We start from the raw sequence: 14,906 nt of genomic DNA, 5'->3' as shown, positions 1-14,906 counted from the left end.
GCCGTCAGTTGAAGTTGACTTTGGGCGCGGCCTGACTGCCTGCATCGGCACTGAAGCTCTGCATCGGCTGTGCATCGCGATACCAGATCCACGTCCAGATCATCGTCGGCATGGTGCGCAGCGCCGTGTTGTAGACGCGAACCGCCTCGATATAGTCGCGACGTGCGACGGCGATGCGGTTTTCAGTACCTTCGAGCTGCGACTGCAATGCAAGGAAATTCTGGTTGGCTTTCAGGTCCGGATAGCGCTCGACCACCACCATCAGGCGCGACAGTGCGCTTGTCAGATTGGCCTGATTATCCTGGAACTGCTTGAAGAGTTCCGGATTGTTGAGCGTTTCCGGCGTGATCTGCACCTGCGTCGCCTTGGCGCGCGCTTCGATCACAGCCTGCAAGGTTTCCTGTTCGTGAGCAGCATAGCCTTTCACGGTCTCGACCAGATTGGGCACGAGATCGGCGCGGCGCTGGTACTGGTTCTGCACCTCGCCCCAGGCAGCCTTCGCCTTTTCCTCATTGGTCGGGATCGTGTTGAAACCGCATGCCGATAGCAGCGGAACCAGAACAGCGAGACCAAGAGCGATGAAAATACGGCGAAAAGAGAAAGAAGTGGCAACCGTCGCAGCCGACATGGACTTCTCCTGAAAAGAGCGCTTTGCCAAGCGCCGGGGAAACAAATTCATCACCCGCATATGTGCGTTCACGCAAATGCGAGCCGTCAAATCAACAAGATAACGCAATTTCGCGCATCGTCCAGCCTGATTGCGGCGCATGCACAACAGTCAAAGAAAACCGCCCGCGTACGGCGCCGCAGCGAGGTCTTTCCCGAATGGATTTCACCTTATGAATATGTTGACTCAGTCAACACAATAGATATTGATAATGTCAACATAGGGAGACGCCGCGCCGGGCGTAAGCAGACATGACGCAAGTAGACAATCTCGACGACATCAGCGCATTGCGGGCGTTCAACCGTGTCTATACGCGCCGTCTCGGCCTGCTGAACGCCCATCTGGACAAGAGCCCGTTCACGCTGACCGAGGCGCGTATCCTCTACGAGATCGCACATCGCACAGCACCTGCGGCGTCAGACATCATGCGAGCGCTCGGGCTCGACCGCGGCCAGCTGAGCAGAACACTGAAACGCTTCACCGAACGTGGGTTGATCGAGACGTCAGAGCATCCCGACGGAGGCCGCAGCCGTCCCATCCAACTGACCGATGCCGGTCGCAAGACATTCGGCGCACTGGAACGTAACACCTGCGACGCTGTTGGCGAACTTCTCGACGGACTGCAGCCGGATCAGCGCAGAAATCTGCTGGCAGCAGCGGGTACGATCAAGCGCTTATTTGATGACGAGCACCCCAAGGATTTGCAGCTGCGCAATCTGCGGGCTGGTGATCTGGGGTGGATCATTCACCGGCAGGCAGTGCTCTATACGGACGAGTATGGCTGGAGCAGCGACTATGAGGCACTCGTTGCCCGCATTCTTGCCGATTTCTCTGAAGCCTTCGATCCCGCCCACGACGCGGCATGGGTAGCTGAACTCGACGGTCGTGTGGTTGGATCGGTGTTTCTGGTCAAGGGGGACCAGCCAAAGCTTGGCAAATTGCGCCTGCTCTATGTCGAACCGGATGCGCGCGGGGCCGGTGTCGGTGCAAAGCTCGTGAACGCCTGTATCGAACGCGCGCGCACTGTCGGCGATGAGCGCATCACTCTATGGACGAACAGTGTTCTCACGGCAGCACGGCGTCTTTACGAACGCGCCGGATTCCGGCTCATTGATGAAGCACCGCACCATTCCTTCGGCGCGGATCTCACCGGCCAGACATGGGAGCTGGACCTGAGGTAAGGCTCGACCGGCAACATCTTAGCCAGCCCATAAGACCAGCCCATAAGAAAAGCGGCGGATTGCTCCGCCGCTTTCTCAAAATGCAAGCTGCGCGAAGATTATTCGCTTGCAGCTTCTTCAGCCGGAGCAGCAGCGGCTGCGGCAGCTTCAGCGGCCTTTGCGGCAGCTTCTTCTTCAGCCTGCTTGGCCATGGCCAGACGTTCCTGAGCCTTCTTGCCCGGCTCACCCTTGGTCGGGTTGCTGCGGGTCGGACGCTTTGCAAGACCAGCCTGGTCGAGGAAGCGCAGAACGCGGTCGGTCGGCTGTGCGCCCTGTGCAATCCAATGCTGGATGCGGTCGGCATCGAGCTTCACGCGTTCAGCGTCCTTGGCCAGCATCGGGTTCCATGCACCAACGGTTTCGATGAAGCGACCGTCGCGCGGGCTGCGGACGTCGGCAACAACGATGTGGTAGTAAGGACGCTTCTTGGAGCCAGCGCGGGCCAAACGAATCTTCAGAGACATTTTTTCTTTCCTTTAGACAATTGCTTCGCCCGAGGGTTGGTCTGGGCAAAACGGGTTAAACCGTAGCTACGGTTGTTGTTTTGACGCGCATCTTACCCGAAAACCGTTTCACACTTTTCGGGATGCGCTTTACTTTCCGCCGTGGTTTGCGGCGGCATGCTCATGATGCCGAATGACTTCCTTCACGATGAAGTTCAGGAATTTTTCGGCGAAATCGGGATCGAGGTGGGCATCGGTTGCCAGGGCGCGCAGACGTTCCACCTGACGCTTTTCGCGGGCCGGATCAGCCGGTGCGAGGCCACGTTCGGCCTTGAGTACACCGACAGCCTTGGTGCAGCGAAAACGTTCGGCCAGCATGTGGATCAGCGCAGCATCGATATTATCGATGGAGGCGCGCAGTGCCAGAAGTTCAGCCGGTGCAGTGTTCTGTTCGTCGCTCATGATGCTCACTTCTTCTTCGGCAGACCTGGAAGGCCGCCACCAAGACCGGGAAGTTTCGGTCCACCCAAGCCCGGAAGACCACCGCCCGGAAGGCCCGGCAAACCGCCGCCTTTCGTCAGACCGGCTGCTTCCGCCTGCTTGGCAAGCGCTTCAAGCTGCTTGGGGTCCATCTTCGAGAGATCAGGCATGCCACCAAGGCCGCCCATTCCGCCACCGAGACCACCAAGGCCCATCTTGTTGGCAAGGCCGCCCATCATCTGCTTCATCATTCCGCCCTTGCCCTTGCCCATGACTTTCATCATGTCGGCCATCTGGCGTTGCATCTTGAGAAGCTTATTGATGTCGGCAGCAGTCGTGCCGGAACCCTTGGCAATGCGCTGCTTGCGGCTGTGCTTGAGAAGGTCGGGATTAGCGCGCTCGGCCTTGGTCATCGAGCCGATGATGGCGAGCTGGCGGTCGAACACCTTGTCGTCGAGACCGGCTGCTGCTGCCTTGTCCTTCATTCCGCCCATGCCGGGCATCATGCCCATGATGCTGCCCATGCCGCCAAGCTTTTTCATCTGGCCCAGCTGATCGGCAAGATCATTGAGATCGAACTTGCCCGACTGCATCTTCTTGGCCATCGCCGCGGCTTTTTCCGCGTCGATGTTTTCGGCAGCTTTTTCCACGAGCGAAACAATGTCGCCCATGCCGAGAATACGGTCGGCGATACGCTTCGGATAGAATTCCTCAAGCGCATCCATCTTTTCGCCGGTGGCGATCAGCTTGATCGGCTTGCCGGTGATGGCACGCATCGAAAGCGCTGCACCGCCACGGCCATCGCCATCCATACGGGTGAGAACGATACCCGTAATGCCAACGCGCTCGTCGAAATTGCGCGCCAGATTGACGGCATCCTGACCGGTCAGGCTGTCGGCGACGAGCAGGATTTCGTGCGGATTGGCGGCCTTGCGGATATCCGCCATTTCCACCATCAGCGGCTCGTCAATATGCGTGCGGCCTGCGGTATCGAGAATGACGACATCGTGTGCGCCGAGCTTTGCAGCCTGTACGGCGCGCTTGGCGATTTCGACTGGCGACTGGCCGGCGATGATCGGCAGCGTGTCGACGCTGGTCTGAATACCGAGCTGACGAAGCTGTTCCTGTGCGGCAGGACGGCGCGTATCGAGCGACGCCATCAGCACCTTCTTGCGCTGGCGCTCCGTCAAACGCTTGGCGATCTTGCCGGTGGTGGTCGTCTTGCCCGACCCCTGCAGACCGACCATCATGATGACGACAGGTGCAGGCGCGTTCAGGTCAATTGCGACACCTTCGGTGCCAAGCATCTCGATAAGCTCGTCATGGACGATCTTGACGACCATCTGGCCGGGCTTGATGCTTTTCAGAATCTCTGCGCCGACGGCCTTCTCACGAACGCGGTCGGTGAAGGAGCGAACCACTTCCAGCGAAACGTCAGCCTCGATCAGCGCGCGACGCACTTCGCGCAACGCCGCGGCCACATCGGCTTCAGAAAGAGCGCCGCGTCCGGTAAGGCCGTTCAGGATGGAGCCAAGACGCTCCTGAAGTGATTCAAACATCGAATTTCCTTTTAATCCAAGAAGAGGCATATGCTTCGTCAGGGATAAATCGTCCCGCTTATCTGCCAGTTCAAGAAGCAACCAAAGCGATACAGCACCCGAGGGCGCATCGCGCTGTCGGATGTGGACCTCCGGGATCGCTTTATACCAAATGGGTCCCGGTCGGTGGCTCGCGTTCTGAAGATCGCGGATAGATTGGAGCTGGCTTTAAGGTGATCAGCCCGCAATGTCAAGCAAAAGGCCTGAAACTCACTGAAACCGGCCCAGTTTGTTTTGGGCGCATCTTGTTCCGAAAACCGTTTCACACTTTTCGGGATGCGCTCCAATACAGGGCCGGTTTCGATTTTGTTTTACTGTGCGGCCACACCGGCAAGCGGATCGCCGATGCCCAGCACATAAAGGCCGATCATCAGCAGCGTTCCCGCCAGAACCACATAATAGATCGTGGGAATGATGGTCATGCGCAAGGTCGTGCCTTCACGTCCCAGCAAGCCGACCGTCGCGGAAGCTGCAACCACGTTGTGGATCGCGATCATGTTGCCAGCGGCAGCGCCCACTGACTGACCAGCGACCATCAGCGCACCGGAAATGCCAAGCCCTTCCGCCACGCCATACTGGAACTGGCTGAGCATGAGGTTCGACACCGTGTTGGACCCGGCGAGGAACGCACCCAGCGCACCCACGGACGGTGCGAAGAACGGATAGACATTCCCGACTTCCACCGCCACCCAGTCGGCAACCATCAGCGGCATGCTGATGAGTTCCTTGCCGTTGACGCCGGAATTGATCATGACGCGCACCATCGGCACGGTGAACAGAAGCACGAAGCCCGCACCCACCAGCGTCTTGGTGCTTTCACCGAAAGCCTTGGCGAACTGTCCGCCGTTCATCCGATGTAGGAAGAAGGTGATCACACAGACGATGACCAGAAGACCGCCCGGCAGGAAGAGCGGCGTGAAATCACCACCTATACCGGTTTCGCCCATGATGTCCTTGGCAACGAACGTGATCGACTTCAGCGCATTGCCAACCGACGGGAACGTACGGCTGACCACCAGAAAGATCGCCAGCAGAATGTAAGGGGTCCAGGCCAGAACAAGCGGGATTTTCTTCGAGGTCAGTTCATCGAGCTTGATCTGGACGGTGCCGACCCAGCCTGCAGGCCATTCCGAAGCGGGAGGGAAATCCCAGCTCTGCTTCGGCATCAGGAATCCGGCTCGTGCGGCAAACGTCGCCAGCGCAAGCCCGACGAGACCGCCGATCATGGACGGGAATTCAGCACCAAGGAAAACTGCGCTCAGCACATAAGGAATGGTAAACGAGAAGGCCGCAAACAGCGCGAAGGGCAGAATGGCAAGACCTTCCGTCCATGAGCGGTTGCGCCCAAAGAAGCGGGTCATGATGACCACAAGGAACAGCGGCATGAACGTGCCGCAGATGGCGTGCAGGATAGCCACTTCCGATGTGATGATATGGAAGAACTGTTCCCAGCTCGATCCGGTGCCCTGCAATTGCGCCGTCAGCGCCTCGCGATTGAGACCTGACTGGACACCGACGATAAGCGGCGTGCCGACAGCACCGAACGACACGGGCGTCGACTGGATGATCAATCCGAAAGTAACGGCGGCAAGTGCCGGAAAACCGACGGCCACCATCAGCGGCGCCACGACAGCAGCGGGCGTGCCGAAACCGGATGCGCCTTCGATAAACGAGCCGAACAGCCAGGCAATCAGGAACACCTGAATGCGGCGGTCAGGGCTGATCTGGGCAAAGCCGGAGCGGATCGCAGAAATGCCGCCAGAATATTTGAGTGTATTGAGAAGCAGAATCGCACCGAAAATAATCCAGAGCAGACCTGCAGTCTGGATCAGGCCCTGAATGGTCGAGGCAATGACCCGGTTGCCGCTCATGCCCCAGACCGCCATTGCGATCACGACAGTCAGCACATAGGTCACCGGCATCGCAATGCGGGCCTGAATACGAAATCCGACCAGCATCACGCCGGCTACGAGAATTGGCAGAAATGCAAATAATGCAAGAAATCCGTTCGACATGTGGCGTCCTCCCCGTCAATGTCACGAACTTTGAAAGTCAACTATGAAACTCTGGTAAATAAATTTTACCAGTAAGACCATAAGCAATAGGTATGAAAGCCACAGCTTCCAAGCGAAAAATTCCGATCAAGGTTTTGGGACCAACAAAAGCTTGCTGTTTTTGTGCAAAAATGCTTGAGACGCGGCATTTCGCACCTGCCTCGTCCCGCTTTGCCGTTGCCGCATGACATTTGGTGTAAGGAATGGCAAATTCGCGTTGAGGTCGAATCAACTCCAAAGGAGAAACGAATGGCATTGGTTGCCAAGGGCCGGTCTTGGACGGCAGCAGCAGTTCTTGCAGTGGGCATGATGACGGGAACAGGCATTGCCGAGGCAGCCCAGTGCGGCAATAATGCCGCCGGTTATAATGCCTGGCTCCAGCAGACGATGAAGGAAGCCGCTTCGCGTGGTATTGGCAAGGCCGCGATCGGTGCGCTTGGCAATACCAAATACGCGCAGGCCACTATCAATGCCGACCGCAACCAGAAGAGCTTCAAGCTCTCCTTCGAACAGTTCATGCAGAAGCGCGGCGCTGATACCATCATCAAGCGCGGCCGTGCGCAGAAGCAGCAGAACGCCGCTCTCTTCGCTGCGATCGAAAAGCGTTATGGCGTTCCAGCCGGCCCGCTGCTCGCGATCTGGGGTATGGAAACAGGCTTCGGCGCCTATCTCGGCAAGCAGCACACGCTGTCGGCTGTCGCGACGCTCGCCTATGACTGCCGCCGCAGCGATTATTTCACCGACCAGCTCTATGCAGCGCTCAAGCTGATCGACCGTCAGGACCTCAATCCGAATGCGGTTGGCGCCATGCATGGTGAAATCGGCCAGACGCAGTTCCTGCCGGTCAACGTCCTGAAATACGGCGTCGACGGCGACGGCAGCGGCCATATCGACATGGCCCGCTCCAAGGCGGATGCTCTCTATTCGACCGCGAACTTCCTTGTCGGCCATGGCTGGCAGCGCGGTGCAGGCTATCAGCCAGGCGAACCGAACTACGGTGCGATCCAGGGCTGGAATGCTGCACAGGTTTACCAGCGCGCCATCGCCGTCATGGGCAAGGCCATCGACGGCAAGTAAGAACTGAAGGCTGAGATCGCAATTTCGCTCTGAAATTGTCGTAGAAAAGCCTCATGCTTCACAGAATAGCCCCAAAGTTTGGGGCTATTTTCGTATGTTTTGATGCGAATTTTCGCGTTTGGAAGACAAAAACGTCAATCTTGGCTGGCCAAAATATGGCAAAACGGCCCCTCTCGATCTGAGAGAAGCCGTTTCAGGAAGCGTTTTTTAAATCTGGATCAGGCCGGGTCTGGCCGTTTGAAATCACCCGTCTGGTGATCCATCACCCACAGCTCGCCGGTCGAGATATCGAACCATGCACCGTGCAGAGTGAGCTTGCCCTTCTTCTCCAGAATATCGACGCAAGGGAATGTGCGCAGATTGTTGATGGAGTAGCGGATCGAGATACGTTCCAGCGCGGTCTGGCGCTCGCTCTGCGTCATGAGCTGATTGCCACTGATGGCTTCGGCTGCAGGCGCGATCAGGCTCATCCATTTGCCGATGAAGTCACCCGGCGAAAGCGGTGCGCTTTCGGTGTCGAGCGCAGCCTTGATGCCGCCGCAACGGCCATGGCCCATGACGACGATGTTCTTCACCTTGAGGCTCTGAACCGCAAATTCCAGTGCTGCCGAAGCAGCATGGTATTCGCCATCGGGCTCGTAAGGCGGAATGAGATTGGCAACATTGCGCAGGACGAAGATTTCGCCGGGCGCCGTGTTGAAGATGGTTTCGGGAGCCGCACGGGAGTCACAGCAAGCGATAACCAGCGTTTCCGGTGATTGTCCCTTGTCGGCCAAATGGCGATATCGTGAAGTTTCGTGGGCAAAATGCTCGCGCATGAAGGTTCGATAACCGGCGAGAAGTGAGTCTGGAAGATCAACCATATTTTTCCAATATCCCTATCGAAAACCGAGATCAATCGAAATGCACTGAACGGACTGCGTCCAATTGGACGCATGATCCCTTTCGCTTTCATGCAAGCTTCTCAAGCCCATATCGCCATGCGAAGACCAAAAGCATCGCGTTCTTCATGGTCGGGATGCGGGCGCGCTTCACCGCGCGCATGACGACCAGCCACGAGATACATGGCGCAGGCGTCAAGAAAGTCATCCTCCTTGGCACCGCGTGGAACGCGACCTTTCAAAAAATCCTCCGGCAATCCGCAGTGCTGCAACAAGGCCCGGCGCTCGGCCATTCCTTCCGGATTCACCCGGCTTTTGATCTTCTTCGGCAGGGACATGGCCTTCATGCCATTCAAAACCGCAAAAGCCAGTTCGGGATGCGATTCGATGATACGCTCGGCAAGCCGTAGATCGCAGCGCAAAAATTCATCGATCTCGCAGATCTTCGGGAAAAGCCCGAAAGCCTGCCGGGAAACCTTGCGTGGCGGGTCGGTGCGTTCCAGCGACAAAGAACAGCTCTCGCGATAATCTTCGGCATAGACAGCAGCACGCGGCGGAATGGAAAAAACACTCGATTGCCTTCCGGCAAGATGTGCTCGTGCGGCCCGCTCCGCCGAACGCCCGCCCTTTTCCGGCAGGCCGATCGGCATATCGACCGCAATGATCGCTTCGTCCGGAAGCGACGCCACCAGGGCGGAGAAACTGCCGAACACTTCCGCTCGCAAACCGCCGCCATCCCCGATCACGGCGATCCAGCCGCGAGGACAGCCGTCAACACCAGCAAGCACTGGAGCCATAAGTGTCAAGCGCGGAACCCCTTGGTCGGATGCATCAGCCGCCGCGTCTGCACCATGGCCATCGGCGTGGCGAGGCTCGACGCATCGGCTTCCAGCATCAGCTCGTCCGCCCCGCGCTTTGCCGAACGCGCCATGATTTCGAACACTGCCGCAGTAGTGCTCTGCAGCATCTTTTCCTCCGCCATGCCAGACAGGCGACGCGCCAGAAACACGGCAGAGGTCAGATCACCGAGACCGTTGGTCGGGCCATCGACACGGCGATGTTCGGCCATCAGCGCCATGGTCGGCGTGAGCAGAATATTGCCGATGCTGCCGCTCATCAGCGGAAAGGCCGAGGTGACCAGCATGGTTGCCGGACCGGCTTCCAAAGCGGCCTCCATCAAGGCGGAATTGTCTTCCAGCGGAACGCCGGTCATCCATGAAAGCTCGAAACGATTGGGTGTTGCGATATCGGCAAGCGGCAGAAGCTTGTCGCGAATACCCATGGCAGTCGCTTCGGGGACATAAAGCCCCTTTTCATCGCCGATGACGGGATCGCACAGATAGACCGCCCCCGGATTCTTTGCCTTCACGGCTTTGACCAGTTCGGCAACGGCTGCCGCCTGCTCGGGATGGCCGAGATAGCCGGTCAGGACAGCACCCACCTCGCCAAGCCACGGTGCGCGCTGAAGATCCTGCATCAGGCGCGAAAACTCTTCCGCCGGTGGCACGATGCGTCCAGCCGGAGCACCTGGAACCCCATGGCCCGGATGCCATGGCAGCACCACGGTCGGCACGGCCCAGACGGGAAAGCCCAGCGTTTCCAATGCGAATACGGCGGCTCGATTGCCAACCGACCCGCGCACGACATGGCTTGAGATGACAATAACGGTTGTCGCATCCGAAGGCGCAGAAAGCGTCATTGGGTACCTAGCTTTGCATGAGATAGAAAATGAGCCAGACGATGATCGCCAGCGTGATGAGGAAGCCGAGCCCGCGCCCGACACGCGTGGCCCAGAGTTCGATGGGATCATTTTCGGGAGCGTCGGTGGCAGCCAGATGATGAGCAGTGCGGGAAAATCCGCGCCGCACGATGCCTTCGGCACCGGTCTGCTCGCGTTCGAGCCTGTCGAGAATACGCCGAGCCTCTTCCTGACGCTCGCGTCCCGGCCCGCCGCCTTCCCCTATGCCCGCCTGCTGGCGCTCGCCCATGCTCTGCCTGCCCTTTGCAATGACCTAGTGTGACTTTGAATCCGAAATTCGTTCGCAACCCCGCCCCAGAGTGATACGAATTTCGGATTCGCCACACTAGTTTCCAACAGAAGAAACAGGCACAGCATCACGCTCAAGTCGCAGTTCTGCAAGCAGTTTATTGCAGTCTCATGCGAGCTTCACGATCAGCTTTCCGAAATTACCTCCTTCCAGCAGGGAAATGAAAGCTTTCGGCGCATTCTCCAGCCCATCAACAATGTCTTCGCGATAACGCACCTGACCGTCGGCAATCCACTTCACCATGTCATGGTAAAAGGCTGGCCTCTGATCGGCAAAATCACGCTGGATAAAACCGCGAATGGTCAGGCTTTTCGACAGAATATCCCGCATCACCAGCGGCAGCCGGTCAGGTCCATCGAACGGGCCGCTCTGATTGTACTGCGCAATTAGGCCACAGACCGGAATCCGCGCAAACTGGTTCAGCAGCGGAAACACCGCGTCGAAAACCTTGCCGCCGACGTTTTCGAAATAAACGTCGATGCCCTTCGGGCAGGCCTCAGCCAGTTCCTGCGCGAAATTCTTGCTGTGGTGATCGATAGCCACATCGAAACCGAATTCATCGATCAACGCCTTGCATTTATCCGCTCCGCCCGCAATGCCGACAGCGCGTGCGCCCTTCATCCGGGCAATCTGCCCGACAGCAGAACCGACCGGACCGGTTGCGGCCGCAACCGCGACGGTCTCGCCCGGTTTCGGCTGGCCGATGGTGAGCAGGCCGGAATAGGCGGTAAAGCCCGGCATGCCAAGAACGCCAAGCGCCGTCGTTACAGGGGCTTCCTTCGGGTGGAGCTTGCGCAAGGTCGAGGCATCGGCAACCGCATAATCCTGCCAGCCGGAATGGGAAAGCACGAAATCACCCGGAGCAAAGCCCGCGCTCTTGCTTTCAACGACTTCGCCTACCGTGCCACCCTCCATCACATCGCCAATTGCCACCGGCGCGGCATAGGATTTGGCCGCGCTCATACGCCCACGCATATAAGGATCGAGCGACAGATAATGCAGTCTCAGGAGAACCTCACCGTCGCCGGGGCTCGGGATCGCCACTTCCTCCAGCCGGAAGTTTTCTGCGGTCGGCCGGCCTTCCGGGCGCGATGCCAGCACGATACGGCGATTGATCTTTTCGCTCATGAACGGAACTCCTGACAGTGATGATCGGGCTTCGAGCTACATATTATTAGTTTAGGGCGATGATCGGAAAAGTTGAGCTTTTGCAATCAAAATCAAGCTATACATCCGTTGTGAACGCTTGGCTTGGAAAGCTGTTCCAAAGCTAGCGAATTTGCGCTGTGCGTCACCCTCTTTGCAGCGGCCTTGCGCCTTAGAGCCTGAACCAAAAATCGGCAGGCCGTGGCGAAAATGGTGATTTTCGAGTACCGGAGCGCAATGTACTTATTAACGTACATGAGCACCGGAACGCAGGAAATTGCCATTTGCAGACCGGCATGGCGACTTTTGGAACAGGCTCTTAGGACAAACGACATGAATGAGGACAAGCTTTTTCTCTTGAAACCGGGGTTTGAAGATCCGGCTTATCCCGGCCAGCTTTTCTATTGCTGGCATTGCGCCCTCATCGAGGGTGTTCTGGCTTCTTTTCCGGCACTGGGAGACAGGCTGGATATAGAGCGCGTCGACTGGCAGCGCCCGCGCAGGGCCGTCATAGAACTGGCAGGCGAAGACAACCAAAACCTGCCCTTGCTGGTACTGAAGGAAGGCGACCGGTCCCCGTTCGAGACCGGGAGGCACGAAGGGTGTTCGCTGATCGGCGACCCGCACAAGATACTGGCCGCCCTTGCGGAGCGGCACGGCTTTCCGCTGCCGCATCCGTAAAATAAAAACCCCGCCACAAGGGCGGGGTTTCGCTTGGGGGACAGTAAGGCTTGCCTATTACTTCATCGTCGGGATGACGAATTCCGCACCGTCTTTCACACCAGACGGCCAACGCGAGGTGACGGTCTTGGTCTTGGTGTAGAAGCGGAATGCATCCGGGCCGTGCTGGTTGAGATCGCCGAAGCCGGAAGCCTTCCAGCCGCCGAAGGTGTAATAGGCGATCGGAACCGGGATCGGCACATTGATACCGACCATGCCGACCTGCACGCGGCTGGCGAAATCGCGGGCAGCATCACCGTCACGGGTGAAGATCGCAACGCCGTTGCCATATTCATGATCGTTCGGCAGAGCCAGCGCTTCCTCGTAGTTCTTGGCGCGCACGACCGAGAGAACCGGACCGAAGATTTCTTCCTTGTAGATACGCATGTCCTTGGTCACGTTGTCGAACAGGCAACCACCCATGTAGAAGCCATCTTCATAGCCCTGCATCTTGAAGTTACGGCCATCGACGACCAGCTTCGCGCCTTCTTCGACACCGAGGTCCACATAGCCGCGTACGCGGTCGAGCGCAGCCTTGGTGACCAGCGGGCCGTAATCGGCGGAATTGTCGGTGGAGGTGCCGATCTTCAGCGATTCAACACGGGGAATGAGCTTTTCCATCAGACGGTTGGCGGTGTCTTCACCGACCGGAACGGCAACCGAAATCGCCATGCAGCGTTCGCCAGCCGAACCGTAGCCAGCGCCGATCAGCGCATCGACGGTCTGGTCCATGTCGGCATCCGGCATGATGAGAAGGTGGTTCTTCGCACCACCGAAGCACTGCACGCGCTTGCCGTTCGAGCAGCCGCGGCCATAAATATACTGGGCAATCGGCGTGGAGCCGACAAAGCCGATGGCCTGCACGTCCGGATCGTCGAGCAGCGCATCCACCGATTCCTTGTCGCCGTTGACGACGTTGAAAATGCCTGCCGGAAGACCGGCTTCCATGAACAGTTCGGCAAGGCGCATCGGTACGCCCGGATCGCGTTCGGATGGCTTCAGGATGAAGGCATTGCCGCAGGCAATCGCCGGACCGGCCTTCCAGAGCGGGATCATGGCCGGGAAGTTGAATGGCGTGATGCCAGCAACAACACCGAGCGGCTGGCGCATGGAGTAAGTGTCGATGCCCGTACCGGCATTGTCGGTGAACTCGCCTTTCAGCATGTGCGCCGCACCGAGGCAGACTTCCACCACTTCGAGGCCGCGCTGGATGTCGCCCTTGGCGTCGGCAATGGTCTTGCCGTGTTCGCGGGCCAGCAATTCGGCCAGGCTGTCATATTCGGCTTCGACCAGTTCGACGAACTTGCGCAGGATGCGAACGCGACGCTGCGGGTTGGTCGCAGCCCAGGCTGGCTGTGCGGCCTTGGCGTTTTCGACAGCCGCGCGCACTTCTTCCTTGGTGGCGAGCGCTACCTTGCCCTGCACCGAGCCGTCGAGCGGCTGGAAGACGTCTGCCGTGCGGCCGCTCTTGCCTGCCACATGCTTGCCGCCGATGAAATGTCCGATATTGCGCATCGAAGAACCTCCCTGATGATCGCTTTGAGGAGCCTGCAAAGCTCCCATCGTTGACATCATCTTGACTCTGCAAATTCATGATTGCAAGGCGATGAAAAGCGTATCCGTTGTGCAAATTTTATAGTAATCAGAATACATCCTTATGCAGAGAGCATCATGAACTGGGACGATATTCGCATATTCCTCGCTGTTGCTCGCTCAGGCCAAATTCTGGGCGCGGCCAAAAGGCTCGGCCTCAACCACACCACGGTTGCCCGGCGGCTGACCGCGCTTGAAACGGCGTTGTCCACCACGCTCCTGACCCGCCGCACCAACGGCTCGACGCTGACACAGGCGGGCGAGGAGTTTCTGCTCGCCGCCGAACGCATGGAAGCCGAAATGCTTTCCGCCCGCTCGCATGTCGGCAATGCGGATATTGCCGTGTCGGGCACAGTGCGTATCGGCGCGCCGGACGGGTTCGGGGTCAACTTTCTGGCGCCCCGGTTGGCGCGGCTGACACAGAAATATCCGGACCTGACCATCCAGCTTGTGCCAGTGCCGCGCTCGTTCTCACTGTCGCGCCGTGAAGCCGATATCGCCATTACCGTCGAACGTCCGGAACAAGGCAGGCTGATCGCGCGCAGGCTCGTCGATTATACGCTCGGTCTCTATGCGCATCGCAGCTATCTGGAGGAGAACGGCACGCCGGAAAACACCGACGATCTCGCCCGGCACCGGCTCATCGGCTATGTGGAGGATCTCGTCATCAACCCGTCGCTGGCCTATGCGCCGGAAATCAGCCGCGACTGGAAACCGGCCTTCGAAGTATCGAGCGCGCTTGGACAGGTCGAGGCCGTGCGCGCCGGTGCAGGCATCGGCATATTGCACGCCTTCATCGCCCGCGCCGATCCCGATCTCGTGCCCATTCTGCCAGATCGGGTGATCCGGCGCGCCTACTGGCTCGCCTATCATGAATCTGCCCGCACATTGCGGCGCGTCACCGCCATATCGGCACTGATTTCCGAACTGGTGGAAAGCGAGAAATCGCTGTTCAGTTAAGCATGATCCCGAAAAGTGG

16 protein-coding genes and 1 pseudogene are annotated in these 14,906 nt (G+C 58.4%); 4 read left to right on the top strand and 13 right to left on the bottom strand.

Annotated features, from left to right (window positions below; translation table 11 throughout):
* Positions 1-4: 4 nt before the first annotated feature.
* Entirely contained in the window at positions 5-628 is a 624-nt protein-coding gene (locus tag AAE521_RS17865) for a LemA family protein (RefSeq protein ID WP_010661490.1), read from the bottom strand.
* 290 nt (positions 629-918) lie between these two features.
* Between AAE521_RS17865 and AAE521_RS17860 the strand changes: the two genes are divergently transcribed.
* Entirely contained in the window at positions 919-1,848 is a 930-nt protein-coding gene (locus AAE521_RS17860) for a bifunctional helix-turn-helix transcriptional regulator/GNAT family N-acetyltransferase (RefSeq protein WP_342062061.1), read from the top strand.
* Between the two features lie 98 nt (positions 1,849-1,946).
* On the opposite strand, the gene rpsP is transcribed toward AAE521_RS17860, so the two are convergent.
* The 5 genes from rpsP to AAE521_RS17835 all read right to left on the bottom strand — a co-directional run bounded on the left by rpsP (position 1,947) and on the right by AAE521_RS17835 (position 6,718).
* Positions 1,947-2,351, bottom strand: a complete 405-nt coding sequence (rpsP, locus tag AAE521_RS17855; RefSeq protein ID WP_010661492.1) for a 30S ribosomal protein S16 — start codon at positions 2,349-2,351, stop codon at positions 1,947-1,949.
* A gap of 129 nt (positions 2,352-2,480) precedes the next feature.
* On the bottom strand, positions 2,481-2,792 hold the full coding sequence (locus AAE521_RS17850; protein WP_010661493.1) for a chorismate mutase: 312 nt from the start codon (positions 2,790-2,792) through the stop codon (positions 2,481-2,483).
* 5 nt (positions 2,793-2,797) lie between these two features.
* Entirely contained in the window at positions 2,798-4,369 is a 1,572-nt protein-coding gene (gene ffh, locus AAE521_RS17845) for a signal recognition particle protein (protein ID WP_342062060.1), read from the bottom strand.
* Between the two features lie 350 nt (positions 4,370-4,719).
* A complete protein-coding gene (locus tag AAE521_RS17840) occupies positions 4,720-6,423 on the bottom strand; it encodes an L-lactate permease (protein ID WP_342062059.1) in 1,704 nt (567 codons plus the stop codon).
* Positions 6,424-6,460: 37 nt separating this feature from the next.
* The gene (locus AAE521_RS17835) at positions 6,461-6,718 is read right to left on the bottom strand and encodes a hypothetical protein (protein ID WP_342062058.1); all 258 of its coding nucleotides are present in this window, start codon (positions 6,716-6,718) and stop codon (positions 6,461-6,463) included.
* Between AAE521_RS17835 and AAE521_RS17830 the strand changes: the two genes are divergently transcribed.
* Positions 6,712-7,539, top strand: a complete 828-nt coding sequence (locus tag AAE521_RS17830) for a lytic murein transglycosylase (RefSeq protein ID WP_010661496.1) — start codon at positions 6,712-6,714, stop codon at positions 7,537-7,539. The genes AAE521_RS17835 and AAE521_RS17830 overlap by 7 nt on opposite strands.
* 218 nt (positions 7,540-7,757) lie before the next feature.
* Here the strand turns inward: AAE521_RS17830 and AAE521_RS17825 are convergent, their stop codons facing one another.
* The 6 genes and pseudogenes from AAE521_RS17825 to AAE521_RS17800 form a co-directional block, all read right to left on the bottom strand.
* Positions 7,758-8,402: a carbonic anhydrase gene (locus tag AAE521_RS17825; protein ID WP_012091238.1), complete on the bottom strand. Its 645-nt coding sequence runs from the start codon at positions 8,400-8,402 to the stop codon at positions 7,758-7,760.
* A gap of 101 nt (positions 8,403-8,503) precedes the next feature.
* Entirely contained in the window at positions 8,504-9,217 is a 714-nt protein-coding gene (locus tag AAE521_RS17820) for a DUF429 domain-containing protein (protein ID WP_342062086.1), read from the bottom strand.
* Between the two features lie 5 nt (positions 9,218-9,222).
* The gene (gene pdxY, locus AAE521_RS17815) at positions 9,223-10,119 is read right to left on the bottom strand and encodes a pyridoxal kinase PdxY (RefSeq protein WP_071634389.1); all 897 of its coding nucleotides are present in this window, start codon (positions 10,117-10,119) and stop codon (positions 9,223-9,225) included.
* 7 nt (positions 10,120-10,126) lie between these two features.
* The gene (locus tag AAE521_RS17810; RefSeq protein WP_071634391.1) at positions 10,127-10,408 is read right to left on the bottom strand and encodes a hypothetical protein; all 282 of its coding nucleotides are present in this window, start codon (positions 10,406-10,408) and stop codon (positions 10,127-10,129) included.
* Positions 10,409-10,576: 168 nt separating this feature from the next.
* On the bottom strand, positions 10,577-11,596 hold the full coding sequence (locus AAE521_RS17805; protein ID WP_071634393.1) for an NADP-dependent oxidoreductase: 1,020 nt from the start codon (positions 11,594-11,596) through the stop codon (positions 10,577-10,579).
* A gap of 152 nt (positions 11,597-11,748) precedes the next feature.
* Positions 11,749-11,898, bottom strand: a pseudogene (locus AAE521_RS17800) (flagellar basal body P-ring protein FlgI); the annotation flags it as partial.
* A 49-nt stretch (positions 11,899-11,947) separates the two neighbouring features.
* On the opposite strand from AAE521_RS17800, the gene AAE521_RS17795 reads away from it, so the two are divergent.
* On the top strand, positions 11,948-12,295 hold the full coding sequence (locus tag AAE521_RS17795; RefSeq protein ID WP_071634396.1) for a DUF3088 domain-containing protein: 348 nt from the start codon (positions 11,948-11,950) through the stop codon (positions 12,293-12,295).
* Between the two features lie 57 nt (positions 12,296-12,352).
* Here the strand turns inward: AAE521_RS17795 and AAE521_RS17790 are convergent, their stop codons facing one another.
* Positions 12,353-13,849, bottom strand: coding sequence for a CoA-acylating methylmalonate-semialdehyde dehydrogenase (locus AAE521_RS17790; RefSeq protein ID WP_010661503.1), 1,497 nt, complete (start codon positions 13,847-13,849; stop codon positions 12,353-12,355).
* A gap of 156 nt (positions 13,850-14,005) precedes the next feature.
* Between AAE521_RS17790 and AAE521_RS17785 the strand changes: the two genes are divergently transcribed.
* Positions 14,006-14,887 carry a LysR family transcriptional regulator gene (locus AAE521_RS17785; RefSeq protein ID WP_071634118.1) on the top strand — a complete coding sequence of 294 codons (882 nt, stop codon included), beginning with the start codon at positions 14,006-14,008 and terminating at the stop codon, positions 14,885-14,887.
* Positions 14,888-14,906 lie beyond the last annotated feature (19 nt).

This window comes from Brucella cytisi, from assembly GCF_038433355.1.
GTDB classification, from domain to species: Bacteria; Pseudomonadota; Alphaproteobacteria; order Rhizobiales; family Rhizobiaceae; genus Brucella; species Brucella cytisi.
The sequence above is the reverse complement of the archived record's forward strand: the minus strand, read 5'-3'. Positions and strand labels throughout refer to the sequence as shown.